Consider the following 24,229-nt stretch of genomic DNA (forward strand, 5'->3'; position numbering starts at 1 on the left):
GTCGACGAGAGGAACTCCGATGTCCGAGTACGCCGCGCCCGTGGGGGCACCGATCTGGTTCGACCTGATGAGCAGCGATCCGGCGCGGGCCGCCGAGTTCTACCACGCGATCTTCGGGTGGGAGGTCGAGGGACCGCCGCAACCTGAGTTCGGCGGCTACCAGAATTTCACCTGCAACGGTAAGCGGGTGGCCGGGCTGGCCCCGCACATGGGTGACGGTCCTGCCGATATCTGGTCGGTGTACCTGCACACCGCGGATGCCGGGGCCACCATGACGGCCGTCGAGGCGGCGGGCGGGACGGTCATGGTGCCGCCGATGCCGGTCGGGGACATGGGCAGTATGGCGGTGATCGTCGACACCGCCGGTGCGGTCGTCGGTTTCTGGCAGCCGCAGTCGCACGTCGGGTTCACCGAATGGGGGGAGCACGGCGCACCGTACTGGTTCGAATGCCAGAGCAAGGACTACGAGAAGTCGCGGGCGTTCTACCCGCAGGTGATCGGTGCCCGGTTGGACGAGATCGGCACCGGTGGTGATGCCGCGGCGGTGGGCCCGGACCGCTATTCGCAGGTGTTCGTCGGGGACAGTGCGTACTGCGGCATCATGGATTCCGCCACCTTGTTCCCGGCCGAGGTGCCGTCGTTCTGGCAGGTCTACATCACCGTCGACGATGTCGCGGCGACCGTGGCGTTGGCCGAATCACTGGGGGCCAGCAGTCCGATGCCGGGGGAGGAGACTCCGTACGGGACGCTGGCGGTGATCCAGGACCCGATGGGCGCGCTGATCTGTCTGGGCCATCCGCCGGCCGGAATGTAGGACATACCGGCCGGCGGATGGATCAGGCCAGTAGTGCCGCGGGATCGGTGAACGGCAGTTCCAGATCGGCGGCGACCTGCTCGGACAGCAGGGCACCATCGTGGGTGGACAGGCCCTTGGCCAGCGCCGCGTCGGTGCGGCAGGCGTCCTGCCAGCCCTTGTCGGCCAGCTTGAGGACGAAGGGCATGGTGGCGTTGGTGAGCGCGAACGTCGAGGTGCGCGGCACCGCGCCGGGCATGTTGGCCACGCAGTAGAACACGGTGTCATGCACGGCGAAGGTTGGATCGTCGTGGGTGGTGGGCCGCGAATCCTCGAAGCAGCCGCCCTGGTCGATCGCGATGTCGACCAGCACCGAGCCGGACTTCATGTGCGCGACAGTGGAATTGGAGACCAGCTTGGGCGCCTTGGCGCCCGGCACCAGGACGGCGCCGATGACCAGATCGGCCTTCTTGACGGCCTCTTCCAGTTCCAGGCTCGACGAGTACCGGGTCTCGATGCGGCCACCGAACTCGCCGTCGACGCGGCGCAGCGTGTTCACATTGAGGTCGAACACGGTGACGTGGGCGCCCATGCCGGCGGCCACCCGTGCGGCGTTGAAGCCGGACACACCGCCGCCGATGACGACGACCTCGGCGGGTGCGACGCCGGGGACACCGCCCATCAGGACGCCGCGGCCGCCGTGGGCCTTCATCAGGTGGTAGGCGCCGACCTGGGCGGACAGCCGGCCGGCGACCTCGCTCATCGGGGCCAGCAGCGGCAGGGCGCCGTCAGCGGTCTGCACCGTCTCGTAGGCGATGGAAGTGGTGCCGGAGGCGAGCAGCGCGTCGGTGCACGGCTTGGACGCGGCCAGGTGCAGGTAGGTGAACAAGGTCTGACCCTTGCGCATCAGCGCGTACTCGGCCTCGATCGGTTCCTTGACCTTGAGCAGCAGTTCGGCGTCGGCCCACACCTGCACGGCGGTCTCGACGATCTGCGCGCCGGCGGCCTTGAAGTCGTTGTCGGTGATGGCCGAGCCCTCGCCGGCACCGGCCTGGATGATCACATCGTGACCGCGACGGGTCAGCTCGGCCACGCCCGCGGGGGTGATGGCGACGCGGAACTCGTTGTTCTTGATCTCGGTCGGGATGCCGACGAGCATGATCGCTCCTTGCGATTGCTGAGACTGGGTTCACAGTCAATTGTGAAGAAACGTCGAGGAACGCACAATGATGTTGTGGATAATTCGATAGTATCCGGTCATGAATGAACGATCATCAGTCCGAGGTTCACGGTTGGCCCCCGCGCCGAAGGATGTTCGACCGTCGGATCTTGACGAGATCGATCGCCGGATGCTGCTGGCCCTGCATGCCGACGCGCGTATCTCCAACAGTGCGCTGGCCGAATCGGTGGGGATCGCCCCGTCGACCTGTCACGGCCGGCTGCGCAGGCTGCAGGACCTCGGGGTGATCCGCGGTTTCTACACCGATATCGATCCGGCGGCCGTCGGGCTGACACTGCAGGCGATGATCTCGGTGAGCCTGCAGTCCAACGCACGGGGCCGCATCCGTGACTTCATCCAACAGATCCGGCAGAAGCCGCAGGTGATGGATGTCTACTTCCTGGCCGGCGGTGACGATTTCATCCTGCACGTCGCCGCCCGCGATACCGACGATCTGCGGGCCTTCGTGGTGGAGAACCTCAATGCCGACGCCGACGTGGCCGGCACCCAGACCTCGCTCATCTTCGAGCATCTTCGCGGTGCCTCGCCGCTGTGAGTCTCGATGCGGATCTGGACACCCTCTACGGCGTACCGCCGCAGGAGTTCACCGCGCTGCGCAAGCAGTTGGCGGTCGCGGCGCGCAAGCGCGGCGACATCGACGCCGCGACGGCGATCGCGGCCGCGCGGCGGCCGACCGTCGCGGCGTGGGTGGTCAATGTGTTGATCCGGTCGGATCCGACCGCACGTACCCGGATCGCTGAGCTGACCGCCGCACTGCGTGCCGCGCATGCGGCGATGGACGGCGCCCGGATTCGCGAACTGTCCACGCAGCAGCGGAAATTGGTGAGCGAGCTGGCGCGCGCCGGGTTGGTCGCGGCCGATGTGGAGAATTCGACGTCGGCGTTGCGCGATGATGTGACCAACACGCTGGCGGCCGCGATCGCCGATCCCGAGGTGGCGGGTCGGCTCGGCCGACTGGAGCGGGCGCAGGAGTGGTCGGGTTTCGGCGATTTCGGGCTGGCGGTGGCGCCCGAGTTTGCGGTAGAGCCCGCGCCCGCATCCGATCCTGAGCCCGAGGTCGACACCGCCGAGCGTCGACAGGAAGCGACCCGCCGCCGGGCCGAGGCCGCCGCGGACGTCGAACGGGCAGAACGCATTCACGCCGAGGCCGTTGCCGCCGTCACCGATCGTCGCGAAGCGGTGGCGGCGGCACTGCTGCGCTATGAGGAGCTGCTGGCGCAACTCGGTGGCGCCGAACATCAGGTGGATATCGTCGGTGCCGAGCTGGCGGATGCAAAAACCGCACTGGCGCAGGCGGATTCGGAGATCGCGACGATCAGCGGTGAGTCGCCGACCTGAGATCGGCCATCGACTGCCGGATGTGCCCGGTGAATGCGGTGTCGGCGTCCTCGGCGAGCCAGCGTTCGAAGGCGACCTTGAACACGGCGATACCCGTCTCGGCCAGCAGGCCGGCGGTGCCGGCTGCGACACCCCGCTCGCGTAACGCCTGCGCCATCACCGAGGCCAGGGTGGCGAGTTTGATCAGTTCCCGTTCCTGCAGTCCGGGATTCGCGGCGATGACGGTCTGGCGGCGACGGGCGTGGTCGCGGCGGTCGGTGAAGAAGTCCGATGTCGACTCGAGCGCGGCCGTCACCGCGTCCAGCGGTGCGGTGTCGAAGGGCATCGCGGCGATGGCGGCCGTCATCGCCGCCCCGAGATCGTCCTGGCCGCCGAACAGCACCTCGCGTTTGTCGGCGAAATGCCGAAAGAAGGTGCGCTCGGTGAGGCCGGCACGGGCCGCGATCTCGGCGACCGTGGTCTGTTCGAAGCCGCGGTCCAGGTAGGACTCCAGCGCCGCCTGCTCGAGGCGGCCCCGCGCGTCCGGTTGCCAACGGCCCATGCCACGAGTCTAGGTGATGACAGGTACTGACATCGAGCGTAACGTTGGTGATGTCAGCTACTGACATCATATTGAGGAGTTGCACATGCGCGTTTTTGTCACCGGCGCGAGCGGCCATATCGGTGAGCTCGTCGTCGCAGAACTACTCGGGGCCGGGCACACGGTGACCGGCCTGGCCCGGTCCGATGTCTCGGCGCAGGCCCTGCGGGCCGCCGGCGCCGAGGTGTGGCGCGGCACGCTCGAGGATCCGGACGGGCTCGCCGACGCCGCCGCTGATGCCGACGGCGTCATCCACCTGGCGTTCAAACACGATTTCACCGACTACGCGGACGCCGCCGCCGTCGACCTGGCCGCCACCGAGGCGATCGGGTCGGCGCTGGCCGGTACCGACAAACCGCTGGTCACCACCTCAGGTACCGCGATGCTGGCCTTCGGCGGCTCCGGCGAACTGGGTGCCGAGGACACCCCGGTCCATCCGTCCGGGCCCCGGGTGGCCTCGGAGAACGCGACGATCGCCCTGGCCGACAAGGATGTTCGGTCTGCGGTGATCCGGCTCGCACCCACCGTGCACGGGCCGACCGACCACCACGGATTCGTGCCCCGGTTGGTGGCCAACGCGCGGGCGACCGGGCGCTCCGTCTATATCGGCGACGGCGCCAACCGCTGGCCCGCCGTGCACAACCTCGACGCTGCGCGGCTGTACCGGCTGGCGCTGGAATCCGCGCCGGCCGGGACGATCCTGCACGGTGCCGCCGAGCAGGGGATCGCCTTCGGCGATATCGCCGCGGCGATCGGTGCCCAGCTCGGGTTACCGACCGTCGGGGTCACCCAGGAGCAGGCCATCGACGAACTGGGCTTCGTCGGCGCCATTGCCGCCCTGGACAATCCGACGTCCAGCGCGGCAACGCGCAGCCTGCTGAACTGGGACCCGGTGCAGCCGACGCTGCTCGACGACATCCGGGCGGGTCACTACACCGCGGAGGGCTGAACCAACTCCGGGTGGAACGTGCTGACCATCCGACGGATGCCGTCACGCCAGTCGACCGCGGTGGTGCCCACCAGTTCGTGCAGTCGGGTGATATCGGTGGGGCCACCGCGCAGCGCCTGCTCGCTGACCTCGAAAACCGGTTCGTGACCTACCAATTCGCCGATATAGCCGCACCAGTCCTGCAGGCTGACGGTCTGATGCCCACACCAGTTCACCGTGGTCGCGGGCACCGATGCGGCCGCGAGCATGTCCGGCAGCATCGCGATGATGTCGTCCTCGTGAATGGGGTTGTAGCGGGCCGGCCCACCCGGGGGCACTGGGATCGGCATGCCCGCCAGCATCATCTCCATCTGATAGAACGGCCACCCGCCGTTGTCGCCGTAGGGCACGTTGAGCCGCGCGATCACCGTCGGCACGCCCAACGCCCGGGCCATGGTGCGGGCCACCACCTCGCCGGCGATCTTGGAGATCGAGTAGGTCGGGAACAGCGATTTGTGGTTGTCGCCGAGGGCGGCGCCCTCGGTGCGCGGATCGTCATCCGGCGGGTCGTACACGGCGGCCGACGAGCAGTGCAGGAACGCCTTGGCATCGGCGCAGTGGGCCATCAGCAGACCGACCGACTCGGCGTTGGCGCCCAGGTCCTTGTCCCAGCGACCGCTCTTGGCGACGGCGAGGTTGAGCACATAGTCGAAGTCCGACGGCAGGGCGCTGAAATCACCGGCCGCCAGATTGACCTGCTCACAGCGGATTCCGGCCTGCTCCAACCTTTCCCGCGCCGCAGCGTCGGTGAACCGGGCGATACCCCACACCTCGTTGTCGGCCGCCAGAGACAGGGCCAGGGGTGCCGCCACCTGCCCGGTGGGGCCGGTGATCAGGATCTTGGATCCGCGCATGGGGCGGATGCTACTCGGCGCGCAGCACCAGTCCGTTGCCTTCGGCGCCGGTCAGTGTCAACCGGTCGGCACTGACCTCGGCGCCCACCTCATCGGTGAGCACCCGCAGGATCGACGCCTCGATCTGGCCGACCTCACCCGGACAGGGCGGCCCACTGGTGTTCAGTGGCCCGAAGGTGACCGTCTGGGCGACGACATCGGCGCGGCCGTAGAAGGTGTTGCACCCGGTCCACCCGGTGACCGTGTGGTCATCGCGGATGGTCAGACCGGGCTTCGACTCGGTCAGCGCGACCGACGTCATCACGGCGTCGCTGGTGATCAGGCTGTCGACCCGCCAACTGGTGCCGATCACCGGACGGTCGGGGTCGAGCACCTTCTTGTCGGTCAACCGGACCGTCGCCGCCGGCGTGCGCAAGGTCAGGGTGTCGCCGTCGAGCGTCCAGGCCGGACGGGCATCGAGCAGTCGTGTCATCCAGGCGTCGGAATCGCCGAACGGTGGCGGGCAGGCCATCATGGTGCTGGCCAGTTGGCCCACGCTCAGGTGGCCACCGGCCAGATCGGCAGACCCGGCCCCGCGATTACAACCGGCGAATGCCGAGATGCGGCCGTCGAGGAATTCCAGCGTCATCGGTCCGCCGCCGGGAATCTGCTCACCCTCGACGTTCACCGAGATGAAGGTGCGGCCTTGCAGCGTCAGTTCCTCGGCGTCGGCGGTGGCCGAACAACCGGCCAGGGCCAGTCCGATGAGAGCCAGGGCGGCGGGGCGCATGTGCTCACGGTACCGATCGGGCGGCCCAGTAGGCTTCCGAATATGCGAGTCGCAGTGCTGGGTGCCCGGGGCAAGGTCGGCGCCACCATGGTCAATGCCGTGCGGGATGCCGCCGATCTGGAACTGTCCGCCGAGGTCGACGCCGGTGATCCGTTGACGCTGTTGATCGACTCCGGCACCGAGGTCGTCATCGACTTCACCCATCCCGATGTGGTGATGGACAATCTGAAATTCCTGATCGACAACGGGATTCATGCGGTCGTCGGCACCACCGGTTTCACCGAGGAGCGCATCGCCCAAGTCCGCGAATGGCTGGCCGGCAAACCCGAGGAGGCCGTGCTGATCGCCCCGAACTTCGCCATCGGTGCGGTGCTGAGCATGCATTTCGCCAAGCAGGCGGCGCGCCATTTCGAGTCCGTCGAGGTCATCGAACTGCATCACCCGCATAAGGCCGATGCCCCGTCGGGTACCGCGGCGCGGACGGCCAAACTGATCGCCGAAGCGCGAAAGGATCTGCCGCCCAACCCCGATGCCACCAGCACCGGCATCGAGGGCGCGCGCGGCGCCGACGTCGACGGGGTGCCGGTGCACTCGATCCGACTGACCGGACTGATCGCGCACCAGGAGGTGCTGTTCGGCACCATGGGGGAGACGTTGACTATCCGGCACGACAGCCTGGACCGCACCTCGTTCGTACCCGGCGTGCTCCTTGGGGTGCGCAAGGTTGCCGAGCATCCCGGCCTCACCATCGGGATTGAGCCGCTGCTCGACCTGTCATGAGCACCGACGGCGCACGTTCGCTGCGGATTCAGCTGCTGATCGGATTCATGTGCGTCGCGCTGCTGGCTTACTTCGTGATGCTGGGGCGAACGGCTCTGGCGCTCATCGCCTCCGGCGAGCCGGCGCCGATCGGGCTGGGGGTGGCGCTGCTGGTGCTGCCGGTCATCGGGCTGTGGGCGATGCTGGCCACCCTACGTGCCGGGCTGGCCCATCAGCGGTTGGTCCGGTTGGCCCGTGACGCCGGGATAGATCTCGACGTCAGCGATCTGCCGCGCCGGGCGTCGGGACGTATTGAGCGCGATGCCGCCGACGCGCTGTTCGAGCGCACCCGCGACGAGTTGGAGGCCGATCGCGACAACTGGGTGCGCTGGTACCGACTGGCCCGGGCCTATGACTACGCCGGGGATCGCAGCCGGGCCCGCGAGACCATGCGCACCGCCGTCGAGATGGAGCGGGCCGCGCGGTGAAGCTGCTGATCCTGCACCACACACCGTCCCCGCATTGTCAGGAGATGTTCGAGGCCGTGCTGGCGGGCGCGACCGATCCCGAGATCGAGGGTGTCGAGGTCATCCGGCGCCCGGCGCTGACCGTCTCGCCGGCCGAGGCGCTGGCGGCCGACGGCTATCTGATCGGGAGCCCGGTCAACCTCGGTTATCTCAGCGGTGCGGTCAAGCATGCGTTCGATCAGCTCTACTACCCGTGTCTGGACAGCACCCGCGGCCGGCCCTACGGCCTGTGGTTGCACGGTAACGAGGGCACCGAGGGTGCGGTCCGCGCGGTCGACGGCATCACCACCGGACTCGGCTGGGTGCGGGCGGCCGAGCATGTGATCGTGTCCGGCAAACCGTCCAAGAACGATCTGGAGGCCTGCTGGAATCTCGGCGCAACCGTTGCCGCGCAGCTGATGGGGTGACCATGATGTGCTCATGGGGGCACTTCGGGGAGCACTGACCGCGGCACTCGTCGCGACCATGACGGTGTTCACCGGTTGTGCCCAACCCGCGTCGCCACCGGCCACTACGGCCACAGCCACCGCCGCGGCGCCCGCGCCTGCCGTGCGCACCGTCATCGACCCGCGCTGGATCACCGTCGACACCGCCGATGGCGCCTGGTGGGTGCTCAACCACGAAATCAGCCGCAACCGACAACGATTCGACCTACAGCCCGACGATGAGACCTTCGTGTACCCGAACGAATGCGCGGGCTGTAACCATCCGGCGTGGACTGCAGCGCTGACCGTCTACGCACGCGGTGTCTTCGATCCGGCGGTGGCGATGGCCGGTGAGCCGGTCACCGTTGGCGGCGCCGAAGGTTACCTCACCCCGCCGCGTTGGCCGGCAGGCCCGGTGCTCACCTGGCGCTACGACACGAATTCCTGGGCGACCGTGCAGGGCACGACTGAGTCGACGGGTGATCTGGCGCGCCTGCTGGATATCGCCGTCCGGGTCCGCGTGGCCGACCGGACCGCGATCCGATATCCGCTGAGTCTGGCGACATTGCCCGCCGACGTACCGCTCTCCGGGGTGGTCGGGGGGCGGGACGGTCCGCTGACCCTGTCGTTCGACGCCTGTGGAAGCGGTGTGTTCGAGCTGCCGGTGATCGCCTGCAGCGACGTGTCCGACCGGCTGGACATCCGGTGGTGGGCCTCTGACGAGTTCCCGGAACACCGCATCGACGGCGGTCAGCGCAAGGAGGCCTTCACCCAGCCGGTCCAGATCGGCGGCCGTGACGGCTTCCTGCACGAGTTCCGACCGACCGCCGAAGCAGCGATCACGGTGGCCCCCGGCGTGACCGTCACCTTCGAGCTCTCCGGTCCCGGGTCGCTGCAACTCGGCGATGTGCTGGCCGCCGTGCGATGGGCGCCGGACCCGGCCGATAAAAACAGCTGGCCTGCGGTGGCCGACTGGACCTGACCGAGATGGCACACTGACCGCGACGCTGACCGAGTGACAAGGGGGAGCAGATGCCCGGATTCGCCGAGATCGCACTGGGTGCGGCACCGATCGCCGGTGGTGCGCTGTTGGGCCTGGCGGCCGGCGCGGTCAAGGGACCCGATATCCGCGGGAACATCAAGGCGGATATGGAACTCCTGGAGAAGATCCCGGCCGACCAGATCGAACGCCGCGCCGCGCTGCAGCGCTCCATCGACCTGCGGATCGATGACATCGTCACCGCGGTCGAGAAACAGCGTGAGATCCGCATCGCGGCGGCCTCCTACAGTGGCAACTGGCGCGACGTGGTGGTCTTCGTCTGCACCGTCCTGTTCACCATCATCTGGTGGAACGTCAGCCACAGCCGTAGCAACTGGCTGGTGATGTTCATCGCGCTGATCGTGCTGTCGGTCATCGCCGCGGTGTACGCGGCGCGCGGCATCTTCCGAGCCGTCGCCACGATGATGGTGTCGCGGCGACGGCCGAAATAGCTCAGCCGAGCGCGCCGGCGAACACCCGTTCCATCGCGTCCCAGTGCCGCTGCGCGGCCGCGGCGTCATAGGGCGGGTTGTCCGGCACCGCGAAACCGTGTCCGGCCGAATAGGTCTCGATGGTGTGGTCGACACCGGCCGCGGTCAGTGCCTGATCCAGGGTCGCGGCGTGTTCCGCTGTGAAGCCGGCGTCGTCCTGGGCACCGCCGACGTACACGACCGCCTTGATCTCACCGGCCAGCAGGTGCGGACTGCCCGGATCGTCGGAGGCCAACCCGCCGCCGTGGAAGGACATCGCCGCGGCGACCCGCTCGGGTACCCGACCCGCGACGATGAGTGAGGTGCGTCCGCCCATGCAGTACCCGGTGGTGCCGAACTTCTCGCCGATCACGTCCTCGCGCGCGGCCAGATAGTCGAAGAAGGCGGCCGCGTCGACTGCCATCACATCGGGGGTGACGGTCTGTATCATCCCGAACAGCCGCTTGCGTTCGGCCTCGTCGCCGAACACCGTGGCCATCTCGAACGGCGCCCAGCCGGGATTGCGGTAATAGACATCGGGCACCAGCACCACGTAGCCGAGTGCGGCGAGCCGGGCGGCCATCTCGTCGAACGTGCCGCGTGCCCCGCCGGCATCGGGGTACATCACCACGCCGGGCCACGGGCCCTGGCCGTCCGGCGTCGCAACGGTGACAGCGCAGGTGCCGTCGGGGGTGGTGATGCTGTCGGTTGATGTCGGCATAGCTCTGTTCTACCCGACATGACCGTCGGGCCACAGCGCTGCGAGCCCGGTGCCGACGTAAGCTGAGTTCGTGGCCCAGGTTGTGACCCCGTACGAAGATCTGCTGCGTCTGGTGCTGGAGCACGGCACACCGAAATCCGACCGCACCGGCACCGGCACCCGCAGCCTGTTCGGGCATCAGATGCGCTACGACCTGACCGCCGGGTTCCCGCTGATCACCACCAAGAAGGTGCACACCAAGTCGATCGTCTACGAACTGCTGTGGTTCCTGCGCGGTGACTCCAACGTGCGTTGGCTGCAGGACCGCGGTGTCACAATATGGGACGAATGGGCCTCGGAGACAGGCGATCTGGGGCCGGTTTACGGTGTGCAGTGGCGGTCCTGGCCGACACCCTCGGGCGAGCACATCGACCAGATCGGCGCGGCGCTGGAGCTGCTCAAGCGTGACCCCGACAGTCGACGCAACATCGTGTCGGCCTGGAACGTCGGTGAGATCCCGCAGATGGCGCTGCCGCCGTGTCACGCGTTCTTCCAGTTCTACGTCGCCGACGGCAAACTGAGCTGCCAGCTGTACCAGCGCAGCGCGGACCTGTTCCTCGGGGTGCCGTTCAACATCGCCAGTTATGCGCTGCTGACCCACATGATGGCCGCCCAGGCGGGCCTGGAGGTCGGTGAGTTCATCTGGACCGGCGGGGACTGCCACATCTACGACAACCACGTCGAACAGGTCACCCGGCAGCTGTCGCGCGACCCGCGGCCGTACCCGGAACTTGTTCTGGCACCGCGTGATTCGATCTTCGACTACACCTACGAGGACATCGCGATCGTCAACTACGACCCGCATCCGGGCATCAAGGCCCCGGTGGCGGTGTGAAGCTGATCTGGGCGCAGTCCAGCTCCGGGGTGATCGGCCGGGGCAACGGCATTCCCTGGCGGCTGCCCGAGGACCAGGCTCATTTCAAGGAACTGACCATGGGGCAGGCCGTCGTGATGGGTCGGCTGACCTGGGAGTCCCTGCCGACCAAGGTCCGCCCGCTGCCCGGACGTCGCAATATCGTGGTGTCCCGGGACGGCGGCTATGCCGCCGTCGGCGCCGAGGTGGTGACCGCGCTGCCCACCGAGCTCGACGGCTGGGTGATCGGCGGAGCCCAGCTCTACGGCTTGGCGCTGCCCGCGGCCGACCGGTGCGAGGTCACCGAGATCGATATCGACCTGCATCGTGATGACGACGATGCGATGGCCCCGGTGCTCGACGAATCGTGGACCGGGACCGTCGGTGAGTGGCTGACCAGCAGTTCGGGATTGCGCTACCGGTTCGCCAGCTACCTGCGCTGACGAGCGTTGTCGGTGCCGTACGGCACGATGGCGGCGTGCCGACTCTGACCGCCGCGCAGGCCCGGCGCATCGCCGTGGCTGCGCAGGGATTCCACCAAGCCAAACCCCGCGGTGCGCTGACCCGCGGGCATCTCAAGAAGCTGATCGGGCGGCTGCAGGTCCTCCAGCTGGACTCGGTCTCGGTCGCCGTGCGCGCGCACTACGCACCCGTGTTCAGCCGGTTCGGTCCCTACGACCGTGATGTGCTCGACCGCGCCGCCTGGAGCCACAGCGCCAAGGCGCCGCGATTGCTGACCGAGTACTGGGCGCATGAGGCCGCGCTGATGTCCGTGGAGGACTGGCCGCTGCTGCGCTGGCGGATGCGCGAGTACGAGCACGGTCGCTGGGGCACCGAGATCGTCAAACGCAACGGGCGGCTGGCCGAGGACGTCATCGCGGCGATCGCCGAACGCGGGCCGTCCACCGCCGGGCAGATCGAAGCGCACCTGGAACACGAACCGCGTGGGCGCAAAGGTCCGTGGTGGGATCGCAGCGACACCAAATGGGTGGCCGAGGCGCTGTGGTCGTCCGGTGTGCTCACCACAGCGACACGGGTCGGGTTCGCCCGGCACTACGACCTCACCGAGCGCGTGCTCCCACCGGAGGTGCTGGCCCGCGAGGTCTCCGACGAGGAGGCGGTACGCGAACTGCTGCTGCGGGCCGCCGCCGCGTTGGGCATCGGCACCGAGCCCGACCTGCGTGACTATTTCCGCCTCAGCCCGAAGCTGAGCAAGCCTGCGTTGGCCGCGTTGGTCGCCGAGGGGCAGCTGGAGCCGGTGGCAGTCGACGGCTGGAACGCGCCGGCCTATCTGGTTCCGGGACAGTTGATTCCGCGGCGCAACAAGGGGACCGCGCTGCTGTGCCCGTTCGACCCGCTGATCTTCTTCCGCCCCCGCGTCGAGCGGCTTTTCGATTTCCACTACCGGATAGAAATCTACGTACCGGCCGCCAAGCGTCAGTTCGGCTATTACGTGTGGCCGTTCCTGCTCGACGGTGAGTTGGTCGGCCGGGTGGATCTCAAACGGACCGACGGTGCCCTGCAGGTGTTGGGCGCCTTCACCGAGGACGGACAGAACCGCGGCAGGGTGGCGGCGGCGCTGGCCCCGGAACTGGAGTCGATGGCCGGCTGGCTGGGCGCCGAGTCCGTCACCGTCGGTGACCGCGGGGACCTGGTCGCCGACCTGCGCGCGGCGCTTCACTGATCCCGCGCCGCACCGATGAACCCGGCCGTCGAAACCCGCGAAATCGAGGCCGCGGAGCGCACACGAACCCCGGGTACGCGGGATTCGCCAGGTCCGAATATATTTGAATAATCAATGATGACGGCACCGTCAATTAGCGGCAAGATATAGCTATGACGGGGTATGGCGGCGGCGCGTGGTGGCGTCAACAGGACCAGTTCCACTGGTTCAGCGTGTATCTACAGGGCCGGGGACTCGACCTGCAGTGGCGGCTGGCCACGTTCTTCTTCACCGCGTTGTTCGCCGCCGTGCCGGCGGTGATGATCGCGAGCCCGTACGGCCCGGCCACACCGACCGCCCGCATCCTGGCCGTGACGGTGGCCGCACTCGCGCTGGCCGCCGCGACCGTATGGCTGGTCGGTTGGCCCACCCGCAGGGGGTCGCTGATCTACCACGCCGTGTGCAGCGCGTCGATCGCGATCGGCTGTCTGACGCTGTCGACCGCCTACGGCGGGCTGATGGGCTGCACCATGTTCGCCGCGATCGGGGGACTGCTGGCCTATTTCCATGCACTGGTGCATGTCGTCGCCAACTTCCTGGTGGCGACGGCGTGCACCGCGATCGCGGCGACCCGGCTGCTGATCGACACCGGCGATACCGCCCTGGTGTCGGCGTCGGTGCTGGTGGTGTTGGGGCTCAATCTCGGTGTGCCGTTCGGGATCAACGCTCTGGTGCACTCGCTGCACACCGATCTGCGCACGTCGGACCGCGATCCCCTCACCGGCCTGCTCAATCGGCGTGCCTTCTACAACTCGATGCTCGCGCTGATCCTGCAGGGCCGCGGCGCAGCCATGACGGTCAACGTGACGATGATCGACATCGACGATTTCAAGCGGCTCAACGACAGCCGCGGGCATGCCGCCGGGGACGAGGCGCTCGTCGGGATCAGCGCGGTCCTGCAGCAGTACTGCGGGCAGGCTTCGGTGGTGGGCCGGCTCGGTGGCGAGGAGTTCGTCGTTGCCGACGTCGGGCCGGCCGAGCAACACGCCGCGACCGCGGAACGCATCCGGCTGGGGATCGCCGCGCTGCCGGTGCGGATCACCGCGAGCCTGGGCACGTGCGGCGCCGTCATCGACGCGCATTCCGACATCGAATACCCGGTGTTCCTCGACGACCTGATCAACGCCGCCGACGCCGCGATGTACCGGTCCAAACGGGCCGGCGGCAATCGTGTGCAACCGCACTGCATGGAGGGTGCGCCGTGACCTTGGGGCGCTCGACCTCAACTTTACCGTGACCTTAAATATCTCTTATTTTTCTTAATTTGGGTGTACGGTGATCCTCGTACGTCCCGCAAAGGCGCGGTGCCCCGGCCGCCGCAGCCGTGCGACCGGCGAAAGGACCCGCTATGCATGACACCCAAATCGCCCTGGTGACGGGCGCTTCACGTGGCATCGGAGCCGAGGTGGCCCAGCAGATGGCGCACCCGGGCACCCACGTCATCGTCAACTACCGCGAGAAGCCCAAACGGGCGCACGCCGTCGCCGACGCCATCCGCGCCGCCTGTGGGCACGCGTCTGCGGTGGCCGCGGATATCGCCGACGCCACCGCGGCCGAGGCGATGATCGCCGGCATCCGGCAGCGCTTCGGCCGACTGGACACGCTGGTGCTCAGCGCCGCCGGTGGCCTGGATGCCGACGCCGACGCCCACGCCGCGATGCGGGTCAACCGCGACGCACAGCGTCGCCTGGTCGAGCTCGCCATGCCGCTGATGCCCACGGGTGCCCGCGTGCTGTTCGTCACCAGTCACCAGGCGCACTTCTACCCGCACAAGGCCGTCCCGAAGGGTTACGCGCCGATCGCCGCGAGCATGCGCGCAGGGGAGACCGCCATGTACGGCATGCGCTACGAATTCCACCGCCGCGGAATCCATTTCACCGTGGTGTCCGGTGACATGATCGACGGCACGGACATCCTGCCGCCGCCGTCGGCCGACGAGTTCGCCGCCGCCATCGCCGGTGCCGCCCAGTCGCAGTACCACCCCGGCATCGTCTACGTCGGTGGCTCGACCTATCTGCGGTCCGCCTAGACCGGTTGCGGCACCCTGGCCCAGTCCGGCGGACGCCGCAGGCAGGCCAGCGACAGGCTGCTCAGACCCATCAGCACGATGGTGAGCACCAGGAATCCGCTGTAGCCACCGAATCTGTCGAAGGTCAGACCCGCGGCCAGCGGGCCGAAGGCGGTACCCAGCGACAGTGCGGCCACCAGCCCGCCGAACAGCCCACCGAAGTTCTTCAGCCCGAAATAGCGGGATGCCAGATAGGCGATGACGTCGACCTCCGCGCCCAGCGTCAGCCCGAACAGTGCCGCAGCCACGGTCTGGCTCCGCGTCGTCGGCGCAGGCGCCGACGACGCGGCCGGTGAATCGGTCCAGCAGCTGGCCGACGCTGAGCCGTCCGATGATCGAGAAGACACCGACCAGCGCCGCGGTCCCGGCGGCGGCCAGCGGCTCGGCGCCGGCATCGCGCAGGATCGGCACGAGGTGCACCACCACGCCCAGAGTGGTGAAGGCGAACAGGCCCGCCGCCAGCAGCAGTTGGTAGAAGGTGGCCGAGGTCAGTCCCTCCCGCAGGGTCACACCGGGTAGCTCGGGCGGTGTGGGAGCTTCCGGCGCCACGGTCACCTCGGCCCGGTCGTCTTGGGCACCCCGGAAGAACAGGAACACGGCCAGCACCACCAGCGCGCCCCAGGCCGCTCCCAGGCCGACGAACGAGGCCCGCCAACCCCATTCGCCGATCAGGGTGACCGCCAAGGCGGGGAACACCGCGGCACCGAGTGACCCGCCCGACAGTGCCACCGCGAACGCGAGCCCGCGCGACTTCTCGAACCGGCTCGCCACGGCGCTGGTCCACACCGTGGTCTGCACCCAGAAACTGGCGAACGCCAGCACCGCCCACAGCAGGATCCAATTCGCCATCGACCCGGAGGCAGTGGCGAACAACGTGAACGCGACCGACATGAGTACGGTGCCGATCAGCCCGACCCGGCGCGGGCCCAACCGATCCACCGCCAACCCGATCGGCAGCGCGGCGACCGCCGCGGCCATGCCCACGATGGTCAATCCGACCGAGGTCTGCGCGCGGCTCCAACCGAACTCGTCGGCCAGCGGCTGCATGAACGCGCCGAGGGAGTAGACGTGGATCACGCCGAGGGAGTATCCCAGCGCGGCGGCGACGGGCACGGTGCCGTAGCGGCGCCACTCGGTGACGGCGGAGGTCATCGGTGGAACTTTACGGTAGAGCGGTCGCGTGTAACTCAGCTCAGCGGAATGTCGTTGTCTCCCTTGGACTGCTGATACCGCTGTGACAACTCGGCATACCGCGCGGTGATGCGCTGCTGTTGTTCGCGCAATTCGGGTTCCGCGTCGACCAGCTCGCCGATCGAGTGAGCCGTCCAGAAACTGTTGCTTCGGCGGTACCCGCCGGGCTCGCAGCCGTAGAGCTCCTTGAGGATCAACAGGTCGTGCGGGATCGCGAAGCTGTCCCGGGAGTCCTCGTGGCTGAAGAAGTAGTAGTAGTTGTCGAAACCGGCCCAGGTGATCGCGGACATGCACATCGTGCAAGGCTCATGGGTGGTCAGGAAGAGCAGATCCGTGGCCGGAGGGCGGTCGGGGAGTTCGTAGAACTGTTTGAGGGTGTGCACCTCGCCGTGCCAGAGCGGATTGTCCGTCTCGTCGTTGGTGCCGGCGATCACCAGCGACAGATCGGATTTACGCAGCAGTGCCGCGCCGAAGACCTTGTTCCCGGCCGCGACGCCCGCATCGGTCAGCGGCAGCACGTCGAACTCGATGACATCCAGTAGGCGACGGGTGAGCCCTGTCATAGCGGAAGTCATGGGCAACCCTAAACCGAAACGCCCCTAACCGCCCGCGCTGCATAATCCGCTCGAGCGAGCGGGTAATCTGACGCGCGTGACCACCAGTGGAATCGACGTCAGCGCACGTTTGGGCACCGTGCTGACTGCCATGGTGACGCCGTTCGGCCCGGACGGCTCGCTCGATCTGGCGGCCGCCAAGAAGGTAGCGACCCATCTGGTCGACACCGGATGCGACGGACTGGTCGTCTCCGGAACCACCGGTGAGTCGCCGACCACCACCGATGACGAGAAGATCGCGCTCCTGGAAGCCGTCCTCGACGCCGTCGGTGACCGCGCGCGCATCATCGCAGGCGCCGGAACATATGACACCGCGCACAGCGTGCACCTCGCCAAGGCCAGTGCCGCCGCCGGCGCACACGGCCTGCTGGCCGTCACCCCGTACTACTCCCGGCCATCCCAGCGTGGTGTGCAGGCGCACTTCACCGCCGTGGCCGACGCCACCGATCTGCCCGTGATGCTCTACGACATCCCGCCGCGCTCGATCATCCCGATCGACTGGCACACGCTGCAGAATCTGTCCGAGCATCCGAACATCGCCGCGGTCAAGGACGCCAAGGGTGACCTGCACGGCGCGGCCCGGATCATGGCCGAGACCGGTATCGCCTACTACTCCGGCGACGACTCGCTGAACCTGCCCTGGCTGGCCGTGGGGGCGGTCGGGTTCGTCAGTGTGTGGGGACACGTCGCGGCCGCCGAGTTGCGAGAGATGCTCTCGGCCTTCAACTCCGGCGATATCGCGACCGCCCGCAAGATCAATGCCACCCTCGGCCCGCTGAACGACGCGCAGAACCGCCTCGGCGGGGTGACGATGTCCAAGGAGGGGCTGCGGCTGCTCGGCATCGACGCCGGCGAGCCGCGGCTGCCGCAGGTGCCCGCGGAGCAGTCGGAGATCGACGCGCTCGCCGTGGACATGCGTTCGGCCGGCGTCTTGCGATGAGCGCCGACCTGACACCTCCGGGGCCATTGGCCCCCGGCGGGCTGCGGGTCACCGCGCTGGGCGGGATCAGCGAAATCGGCCGCAACATGACGGTTTTCGAGCACCTGGGTCGGCTGCTGATCATCGACTGCGGGGTGCTCTTCCCCGGTCACGACGAGCCCGGCGTCGACCTGATCCTGCCCGACCTGCGGCACGTGGAGGGCCGCCTCGACGATATCGAGGCGCTGGTACTCACCCACGCGCACGAGGATCACATCGGCGCCATCCCGCACCTGCTCAAGCTGCGTGGTGACATCCCCATCGTGGGGTCCCGGTTCACTCTGGCCCTGGTCGCCGAAAAGTGCCGCGAGCACCGCATCAAACCGAAGTTCGTCACCGTGGCCGAGGGCGAACGCAGCACTCATGGCGTGTTCGAATGCCAGTACTTCGCCGTGAACCACTCGATCCCGGACGCGCTCGCGATCGCTGTGCACACCGGGGCCGGCACCGTCCTGCACACCGGTGACATCAAGCTGGACCAGCTTCCGCCCGACGGTCGGCCCACCGATCTGCCCGGTATGTCACGACTCGGTGATGCCGGGGTGGACCTGTTCCTCTGTGACTCGACCAACGCCGAACACCCCGGTGTCAGCCCATCGGAAAGCGAGGTCGGACCGACCCTGCACCGGCTGATCCGCGGCGCCGACGGGCGCGTGATCGTGGCCTGCTTCGCCTCCAATGTCGATCGTGTGCAACAGATCATCGATGCCGCCGTCGCACTCGGCCGGCGGGTGTCGTTTGTCGGCCGGTCCATGGTGCGCAATATGGGGATCGCCCGCGAACTCGGCTTCCTGAAGGTCGCCGACGAGGACATTCTCGACATCGCCGCCGCGGAGATGATGCCGGCCGACCGGGTGGTGCTGATCACCACCGGCACCCAGGGCGAACCGATGGCCGCGCTGTCGCGGATGTCGCGCGGTGAGCACCGCAGCATCACGCTGACCGCCGGCGATCTGATCATCCTGTCGTCCTCACTGATCCCCGGTAACGAGGAAGCGGTGTTCGGCGTCATCGATGCGCTTTCCAAGGTCGGTGCCCGGGTGGTCACCAATGCCCAAGCCCGCGTGCATGTTTCCGGCCACGCGTATGCCGGCGAACTGCTCTTCCTGTACAACGGGGTGCGGCCGCGCAACGTGATGCCGGTGCACGGCACCTGGCGTCACCTGCGGGCCAATGCCGCCCTCGCGGTGCGCACCGGCGTTCCGCCGGAGAATGTGGTGCTCGCCGAGAACGGTGTCAGCGTCGATCTGATCAACGGGGTCGCCTCGATCGCCGGTGCGGTCCCGGTGGGCAAGATGTTCGTCGACGGACTCATCACCGGCGACGTCGGCGAATCCACGCTCGGCGAACGGCTCACCCTGTCTTCGGGATTCGTCGCCGTCACCGTCGTGCTGCGGCGGGGGACCGGCAAGCCGGCCGGACCGGCCCAGCTGCATTCCCGCGGGTTCTCCGAAGATCCGAAAGCGCTCGAGCCGGTCGCGCTCAAGGTCGAGGCGGAGCTGGAACGCCTCGCCGGTGACCAGATCACCGACCCGGTGCGGATTGCCCAGATGGTGCGGCGCACCGTCGGCAAGTGGGTCGGCGAGACCTACCGCAGGCAGCCGATGATCGTGCCCACCGTCATCGAGATCTAGTCGGTCCGGACTGCCAGCGCCGTCCATTCGATCGGCGAGGCGCCCAGGGTGCGGCCCGTCGGCCGGATATAGGTGTCGCGGTAGTAACCGGGCCCGGCCTGCTCCAGCAGTCGCCAGCCGTAACCGCGCAGGGTGTCCTCCAACTGTTCCGGGACGAAACCGGACTTCCATACCTGTGCTCGCTGCCGGAACCTGCGGTACAGCGCCTGCGCGCCATACAGATTCGTCCCGTCGATGAAATCCTGCCGGATGTAACTGAACACCAGCCGGCTACCCGGGGTGACGCTGCGCAGCTGCTCGAACATGCCGTGCACGGCAGCGGGGGACAGGTACTGGGTGACGCCTTCCCAGATGAACAGCGTCGCACCGGTATCGCGGAAACCGTTGTCGGCCAATGCGGTCAGTACCGGGTCGGTCTCGAAGTCGAGTCCTATCAGCCGCACCGATTCCGGTAGCGCCCCGAGCGCCCGGTGCACCGCCGCTCGCTTGCGGTCGATGTTGACCTGCTGATCGAGTTCGTACACCGGCAGCGTGCCGTACCGTGCAATACGGTACGGCCGGGTGTCCAGGCCCGACCCCAGGATCACCACGGCGTCGATCTCGGCCGCCGGGTCGGATACCTTGTCGTCGATATAGCGCTTGCGGCACACGATGCTCGCCCACAGGCCGGGCCCGGACCGCTCCGAGCCCGCGATCAGGGCCGCCCGCACCATCGGCACCCTGGCCGAGGCCGTCAGCGCCCGCAACCCGGCCGGCAGGAAACCGCGCGCCAGATCGTCTTCGATGAGCCGACGGCCGGGTTGCTCCTGCTGTTCGACGGCCACCAACACCATCGGGCCGAAGGCGGTCTGGGCGGCAGGGTTTGGTGCCACTAGCGTTTGTTCACGTACCCGGCGTCCAGCGGCAAGGTGACGCCGGTGACATAACGGGCGGTGTCGGACACCAGCCACAACACCGCGTTGGCGATGTCCTCGACGTCGAGTGTCTGCACCGGCAGCGCATTGCTCATATCCGGTCCACGCTGTTGCTGCTGCGCCATCCCGGCCAGCCAGGACCGGGTGAAGTCGTTGTCGATCATCGGTGTGTCGACCCCGGCCGGGTGGATGGAGTTGACCCGGATATTGAACTGGGCCAACACATTCGCATACACCCGCATCAGTCCCACGATGCCGTGCTTGGCGGCGGCGTAGCCCACCGAACCGGCGATCGGCGACCCCAAGCCCACCAGTCCGGCCACCGAACTCGTCAACACGATCGACCCGCCGTTGCCGAACTTGACCATCGGTTTCATGGCGACGTCGACCGTGTTGTACACGCCGGTCAGGTTGACGTCGATGACGTCCTGCCAGGCGTCCTCGCCGGCCATCGGTGCGATACCGGCATTGGCGACGACGATGTCCAGGCGGTCACCGAGCGCCTCGGTACCGGCACGCAGCGCGGACTTCACCGAATCCCGGTCCCGCACATCGGCTTGGGCGGCATAGATGCGCGCCCCCGCCTCCTCGACCAGTTTTACGGTGGCCGCCAGATCGTCGGGCGTGGCCAGCGGGTAGGGCACCGAGTCGATCTGATCGCACAGGTCGACGGCGATGATGTCGGCTCCCTCGGTGGCCAGTTTCACCGCGTGCGCGCGGCCCTGCCCGCGCGCGGCTCCGGTGATGAAGGCGACCTTTCCGGTCAGCGATCCCATGGCGGGCCTAGCCGCGCAGCCGGCCCTTGGCGGGATCGCCGGCCACCACGGGCGCCAGCATCTTGATATCCGGTGCCCCGTCGAGGTGCTCACCCACCGAGCCGAACAGCTTGCCGACCGCCGGTGCGGTGCTGTGCGTCTTGAGCGCGTCCTCGTCGGCCCACTGCTCGATGAACACGAAGGTCCCGTCGGCCTCGTGCAGCGAGTACAGCTCGCAGCCCGGCTCCGCGTGTACCTCGGCGATGGCGTCGGTACAGACGGCGCGGACGATGTCCACCGATTCGGGCTTGGCGGTCATGGTGGCAACGACGACAACAGGCATGGGCGGCTCCTCAGCTCTCCAGTGACTTGCCGACTCACCTTACTTGGATGTGGCCGCCGTCACGGCCGCGGTACGGGAGTCGATCTCGGTGACCGAGTCGTCGTCCACCAGATACAGCCGCGCGGTGGCGAGGTCGAGGAACAGCCCCACCACGGTCACCGTGCCGTCGGCGGTGCGCTCGGCGACCTGGGGATGCTGCCGGGCCGCCTGAACCTGGATCGCGACGTTGACGACGCTGAGCTGGTCGGCGCCGGAGAAGCCGGCCTCGGCAGCCGCCGCCGCGACGGGGTGATAGTCGCGGAAGGCGGCCAGTGACCGGGCGCCGTTGTCCAGCCAGCGGCCGACGGGGCCGTCGCCGCTGTCGTGCATGAGGTCGTGCATCGCATCGCAGCCCGAATGGCCGCACACGGCGATGGTCCGGACCGACAACCGTTGTACGGCGTAGGCCAGTGCGGACTCGGCCGACAGATCGCCACGGTTGCCGACGTTGCGGACGTTCAGCAGCTCGCCGGGTGCGCTGTCGGTGATCAGGTTCGGCAGAATCCGGGCATCGGCGCAGGTGATCAGCATGGTGTGCGGGTCATGTTCGGTCCAAGCCGATTCCATGCGGGCCCGCAGCAGCGGAGCCAGCCCGTTGTGGAAGCGGTCGACACCGCCGGCGAAATGCGGTGGCCAGATCATCCGCAGTGCCCCGATCACTCGGCGGCCCTCGGTATCGCGCCGCGGCGGCTGCGAATGGGCGAACTCCATACGCGCCGTGCCGGTCTCGGTGACGGTGACCTCGTCACCGTGGCTGCGGCGCTGTTTGATCCACTCCTGCAGGGTGTCGAGCGCGGCATGGTCCAGATAGTCCACGTTGAGATCGATGACGACCTCGGCGCCGCTGGGGATCTCGGCCAACGCAGCGGTGAGCCTGGGGAGCGCCAGGAAGCTGCACGACCCGGTGATCGCGACATGCCAGCGTGCCGGACCGCCATTGCCGATCCGGTTGGTCATGTCCTCGGTCACGATGGACACCCGCACGATGCGCCACGCTGCGATGGCGATCGCCAGGACCAGCCCGATCAGCACACCCTCCAGCAGGTTGAGGAACACCACGCAGGTCAGCGTGACGCCGTAGATCAACAGCTCGCCGGTACGCCGGGCCAGATCGATGTGGGCCAGCTTGACCAGTTGGATGCCGATGACGATCAGTAGGCCGGCCAGCGCGGCCATCGGGATCATCTCGACGACGTTGACCAGGAACACCGAGAACAGCAGCAGCCAGACACCGTGCAGGGCAGCGGATGCGCGGGTCTTGGCGCCGGCACTTACGTTGGCGGTACTGCGGACGATGACGCCGGTGACGGGCAGGCCGCCCAACAGGCCCGAGGACACATTGGCCGTCCCCTGGCCGACCAGTTCGCGGTTGAAATCGGTGCGGGGACCGCTGTGCATCTTGTCCACGGCGCTCGCCGACAGCAGGCTCTCCACACTGGCGATCAGGGCCACCGTCAGCACGGCGAGTGCGATCGCGCCCCAGGTGCCCTGGGGCATCTGTGGCAGGCCGACGGCGTCGATGACCGATTCGTCGAGCGTGATGCGGTCGGTGCCGAAGCCGGGCAGATAACTGACCGTGGTCGCGATGACGACGGCGACCAAAGCCCCGGGCACAGCGCGGGCCGGCGCGGGGACGAACCGCCAGCTCAGCATGACCGCGATGACCAAGCTGCCGATCAGCACCTCAGACCAGCTCGGGTCGGCCAGCTGGCCGGGTAGTGAGGTGAGGTTCTCCCAGGCGTTGCTGCGCGGTCCGCCGCCCAGCAGCACGTGAATCTGCTGCAACGCGATGGTGATGCCGATACCGGCCAGCATCGCGTGCACGACGATCGGTGCGATGGCCAGCGCGGCCCGGGCGATCCGGCTGAGCCCCAGCAGGATCTGCACGACGCCGGCCGCGGCGGTGATGGCGCAGGTGGCCTTCCACCCGAACTGTGCGACCAGCTCGGCGACGACCACCGTGAGGCCGGCGGCGGGGCCGCTGACCTGCAGCGGAGAACCGCCGACGAACGCGCAGACGATGCCGCCGACGATCGCGGCGATCAGGCCGGCCACCACCGGCGCGCCGGACGCGACCGCAATACCGATCGACAGCGGTAGGGCGACCAGGAAGACCACCAGCGAGGCCGGGACGTCATAGCGAAAGACCGTGTGTAACAACGGTTTAACATGGGGTTTCGGTTGCGGCGGGGTCACCGCTTCGAGAGTAGCGGCGACCACGGAATCCGTCGGTTTCTGGCTCGGTGACGCTGGCCACGTTTGAGATTGTGCAGGTGGGGCAACGTTTGTGGCCGCTGCGGAATCAGTCGACTGCATTGCAGGTCACGGCGCCATCACGGCTTCGAGATCAACTTGTGACAGGTGTGGCAGATGGTGAAAAAGAGGCGTCTGCGACTAGGCTGATACCCATGGCCAACAAGACCGCTGCCCGGTCCGGAGCCCGTACGAGCACGTCAAAGGGCGGCTCGGGGAGCAAGTCGCGGGCAACCAAGCCCGTGAAGCGTCCGGCGGCGCCGCGTCGCAAGCCCGCGCCGCGCCGCTCGCCGTCCCCGTTCGCCGCCGCCGGCGCGGCCG

27 protein-coding genes and 1 pseudogene are annotated in these 24,229 nt (G+C 68.0%); 16 read left to right on the top strand and 12 right to left on the bottom strand.

Annotation, left to right across the window (positions count from 1 at the left end):
* Positions 1–19: 19 nt before the first annotated feature.
* Positions 20–814: a VOC family protein gene (locus ACLBYA_RS16255; RefSeq protein ID WP_447710457.1), complete on the top strand. Its 795-nt coding sequence runs from the start codon at positions 20–22 to the stop codon at positions 812–814.
* A 22-nt stretch (positions 815–836) separates the two neighbouring features.
* Here ACLBYA_RS16255 and ald read toward each other — a convergent pair whose 3' ends face one another.
* On the bottom strand, positions 837–1,952 hold the full coding sequence (ald, locus tag ACLBYA_RS16260) for an alanine dehydrogenase (protein WP_447710458.1): 1,116 nt from the start codon (positions 1,950–1,952) through the stop codon (positions 837–839).
* A gap of 100 nt (positions 1,953–2,052) precedes the next feature.
* Here ald and ACLBYA_RS16265 point away from each other — a divergent pair, with 100 nt between their 5' ends.
* Positions 2,053–2,568: an Lrp/AsnC family transcriptional regulator gene (locus ACLBYA_RS16265; RefSeq protein WP_447710459.1), complete on the top strand. Its 516-nt coding sequence runs from the start codon at positions 2,053–2,055 to the stop codon at positions 2,566–2,568.
* The gene (locus tag ACLBYA_RS16270) at positions 2,565–3,371 is read left to right on the top strand and encodes a hypothetical protein (RefSeq protein WP_447710460.1); all 807 of its coding nucleotides are present in this window, start codon (positions 2,565–2,567) and stop codon (positions 3,369–3,371) included. Before ACLBYA_RS16265 ends, ACLBYA_RS16270 begins: the two co-directional genes overlap by 4 nt.
* Here the strand turns inward: ACLBYA_RS16270 and ACLBYA_RS16275 are convergent.
* Positions 3,349–3,912, bottom strand: coding sequence for a TetR family transcriptional regulator (locus ACLBYA_RS16275; RefSeq protein ID WP_447710461.1), 564 nt, complete (start codon positions 3,910–3,912; stop codon positions 3,349–3,351). The genes ACLBYA_RS16270 and ACLBYA_RS16275 overlap by 23 nt on opposite strands.
* An 85-nt stretch (positions 3,913–3,997) precedes the next feature.
* Here ACLBYA_RS16275 and ACLBYA_RS16280 point away from each other — a divergent pair, with 85 nt between their 5' ends.
* The gene (locus tag ACLBYA_RS16280; RefSeq protein ID WP_447710462.1) at positions 3,998–4,900 is read left to right on the top strand and encodes an SDR family oxidoreductase; all 903 of its coding nucleotides are present in this window, start codon (positions 3,998–4,000) and stop codon (positions 4,898–4,900) included.
* On the opposite strand, the gene ACLBYA_RS16285 is transcribed toward ACLBYA_RS16280, so the two are convergent.
* Positions 4,882–5,793, bottom strand: coding sequence for an NAD-dependent epimerase/dehydratase family protein (locus tag ACLBYA_RS16285; protein WP_447710463.1), 912 nt, complete (start codon positions 5,791–5,793; stop codon positions 4,882–4,884). The two genes, ACLBYA_RS16280 and ACLBYA_RS16285, sit on opposite strands and share 19 nt — an antisense overlap.
* 10 nt (positions 5,794–5,803) lie before the next feature.
* On the bottom strand, positions 5,804–6,562 hold the full coding sequence (locus tag ACLBYA_RS16290; RefSeq protein ID WP_447710464.1) for an META domain-containing protein: 759 nt from the start codon (positions 6,560–6,562) through the stop codon (positions 5,804–5,806).
* A gap of 42 nt (positions 6,563–6,604) precedes the next feature.
* Between ACLBYA_RS16290 and dapB the strand changes: the two genes are divergently transcribed.
* From dapB to ACLBYA_RS16315, 5 genes are read left to right on the top strand one after another with little or no spacing between them, the layout of a single operon-like run.
* Positions 6,605–7,342 carry a 4-hydroxy-tetrahydrodipicolinate reductase gene (gene dapB, locus ACLBYA_RS16295; RefSeq protein ID WP_447710465.1) on the top strand — a complete coding sequence of 246 codons (738 nt, stop codon included), beginning with the start codon at positions 6,605–6,607 and terminating at the stop codon, positions 7,340–7,342.
* The gene (locus ACLBYA_RS16300; RefSeq protein ID WP_447710466.1) at positions 7,339–7,809 is read left to right on the top strand and encodes a hypothetical protein; all 471 of its coding nucleotides are present in this window, start codon (positions 7,339–7,341) and stop codon (positions 7,807–7,809) included. The genes dapB and ACLBYA_RS16300 overlap by 4 nt, the downstream gene beginning before the upstream one ends.
* A 44-nt stretch (positions 7,810–7,853) precedes the next feature.
* Positions 7,854–8,255: a flavodoxin family protein gene (locus ACLBYA_RS16305; protein WP_447710662.1), complete on the top strand. Its 402-nt coding sequence runs from the start codon at positions 7,854–7,856 to the stop codon at positions 8,253–8,255.
* A gap of 13 nt (positions 8,256–8,268) precedes the next feature.
* The gene (locus tag ACLBYA_RS16310) at positions 8,269–9,255 is read left to right on the top strand and encodes a hypothetical protein (protein ID WP_447710467.1); all 987 of its coding nucleotides are present in this window, start codon (positions 8,269–8,271) and stop codon (positions 9,253–9,255) included.
* 50 nt (positions 9,256–9,305) lie between these two features.
* Positions 9,306–9,764, top strand: coding sequence for a hypothetical protein (locus ACLBYA_RS16315; protein ID WP_447710468.1), 459 nt, complete (start codon positions 9,306–9,308; stop codon positions 9,762–9,764).
* Between the two features lies 1 nt (position 9,765).
* On the opposite strand, the gene ACLBYA_RS16320 is transcribed toward ACLBYA_RS16315, so the two are convergent.
* Positions 9,766–10,503, bottom strand: a complete 738-nt coding sequence (locus tag ACLBYA_RS16320) for a dienelactone hydrolase family protein (RefSeq protein ID WP_447710469.1) — start codon at positions 10,501–10,503, stop codon at positions 9,766–9,768.
* Between the two features lie 82 nt (positions 10,504–10,585).
* Between ACLBYA_RS16320 and ACLBYA_RS16325 the strand changes: the two genes are divergently transcribed.
* From ACLBYA_RS16325 to ACLBYA_RS16345, 5 genes are all read left to right on the top strand, one after another.
* Positions 10,586–11,377 (top strand): thymidylate synthase, encoded by a 792-nt coding sequence (locus ACLBYA_RS16325; protein WP_447710663.1) that lies wholly within the window; start codon positions 10,586–10,588, stop codon positions 11,375–11,377.
* The gene (locus ACLBYA_RS16330; RefSeq protein WP_447710470.1) at positions 11,374–11,838 is read left to right on the top strand and encodes a dihydrofolate reductase; all 465 of its coding nucleotides are present in this window, start codon (positions 11,374–11,376) and stop codon (positions 11,836–11,838) included. The genes ACLBYA_RS16325 and ACLBYA_RS16330 overlap by 4 nt, the downstream gene beginning before the upstream one ends.
* 35 nt (positions 11,839–11,873) lie before the next feature.
* Entirely contained in the window at positions 11,874–13,079 is a 1,206-nt protein-coding gene (locus ACLBYA_RS16335; RefSeq protein WP_447710471.1) for a winged helix-turn-helix domain-containing protein, read from the top strand.
* A gap of 152 nt (positions 13,080–13,231) precedes the next feature.
* A complete protein-coding gene (locus tag ACLBYA_RS16340) occupies positions 13,232–14,323 on the top strand; it encodes a diguanylate cyclase (RefSeq protein ID WP_447710472.1) in 1,092 nt (363 codons plus the stop codon).
* A gap of 143 nt (positions 14,324–14,466) precedes the next feature.
* Positions 14,467–15,147, top strand: a complete 681-nt coding sequence (locus tag ACLBYA_RS16345) for an SDR family oxidoreductase (RefSeq protein WP_447710473.1) — start codon at positions 14,467–14,469, stop codon at positions 15,145–15,147.
* Here ACLBYA_RS16345 and ACLBYA_RS16350 read toward each other — a convergent pair.
* The 3 genes and pseudogenes from ACLBYA_RS16350 to ACLBYA_RS16360 form a co-directional block, all read right to left on the bottom strand.
* Positions 15,144–15,434 carry a hypothetical protein gene (locus ACLBYA_RS16350; RefSeq protein WP_447710474.1) on the bottom strand — a complete coding sequence of 97 codons (291 nt, stop codon included), beginning with the start codon at positions 15,432–15,434 and terminating at the stop codon, positions 15,144–15,146. The two genes, ACLBYA_RS16345 and ACLBYA_RS16350, sit on opposite strands and share 4 nt — an antisense overlap.
* A 97-nt stretch (positions 15,435–15,531) precedes the next feature.
* A pseudogene (locus ACLBYA_RS16355) lies at positions 15,532–16,338 on the bottom strand (MFS transporter); the annotation flags it as partial.
* 35 nt (positions 16,339–16,373) lie between these two features.
* A complete protein-coding gene (locus ACLBYA_RS16360) occupies positions 16,374–16,940 on the bottom strand; it encodes a nucleoside deaminase (RefSeq protein ID WP_447710475.1) in 567 nt (188 codons plus the stop codon).
* Positions 16,941–17,082: 142 nt separating this feature from the next.
* Here ACLBYA_RS16360 and dapA point away from each other — a divergent pair, with 142 nt between their 5' ends.
* A complete protein-coding gene (gene dapA / locus ACLBYA_RS16365; protein WP_447710664.1) occupies positions 17,083–17,931 on the top strand; it encodes a 4-hydroxy-tetrahydrodipicolinate synthase in 849 nt (282 codons plus the stop codon).
* Positions 17,928–19,604, top strand: coding sequence for a ribonuclease J (locus ACLBYA_RS16370; protein ID WP_447710476.1), 1,677 nt, complete (start codon positions 17,928–17,930; stop codon positions 19,602–19,604). Before dapA ends, ACLBYA_RS16370 begins: the two co-directional genes overlap by 4 nt.
* Here ACLBYA_RS16370 and ACLBYA_RS16375 read toward each other — a convergent pair.
* Genes ACLBYA_RS16375 through ACLBYA_RS16390 form a run of 4 tightly spaced genes read right to left on the bottom strand, consistent with a single transcriptional unit; the run spans position 19,601 to position 23,851 of the window.
* Positions 19,601–20,476: an SAM-dependent methyltransferase gene (locus tag ACLBYA_RS16375; RefSeq protein ID WP_447710477.1), complete on the bottom strand. Its 876-nt coding sequence runs from the start codon at positions 20,474–20,476 to the stop codon at positions 19,601–19,603. The two genes, ACLBYA_RS16370 and ACLBYA_RS16375, sit on opposite strands and share 4 nt — an antisense overlap.
* Positions 20,476–21,294 carry a mycofactocin-coupled SDR family oxidoreductase gene (locus ACLBYA_RS16380; protein WP_447710478.1) on the bottom strand — a complete coding sequence of 273 codons (819 nt, stop codon included), beginning with the start codon at positions 21,292–21,294 and terminating at the stop codon, positions 20,476–20,478. Before ACLBYA_RS16380 ends, ACLBYA_RS16375 begins: the two co-directional genes overlap by 1 nt.
* A 7-nt stretch (positions 21,295–21,301) precedes the next feature.
* Positions 21,302–21,616, bottom strand: a complete 315-nt coding sequence (locus tag ACLBYA_RS16385; RefSeq protein ID WP_447710479.1) for a putative quinol monooxygenase — start codon at positions 21,614–21,616, stop codon at positions 21,302–21,304.
* 39 nt (positions 21,617–21,655) lie between these two features.
* The gene (locus ACLBYA_RS16390) at positions 21,656–23,851 is read right to left on the bottom strand and encodes a SulP family inorganic anion transporter (protein WP_447710480.1); all 2,196 of its coding nucleotides are present in this window, start codon (positions 23,849–23,851) and stop codon (positions 21,656–21,658) included.
* Positions 23,852–24,229: the final 378 nt, after the last annotated feature.

This window comes from Mycobacterium sp. C31M, assembly GCF_053345865.1.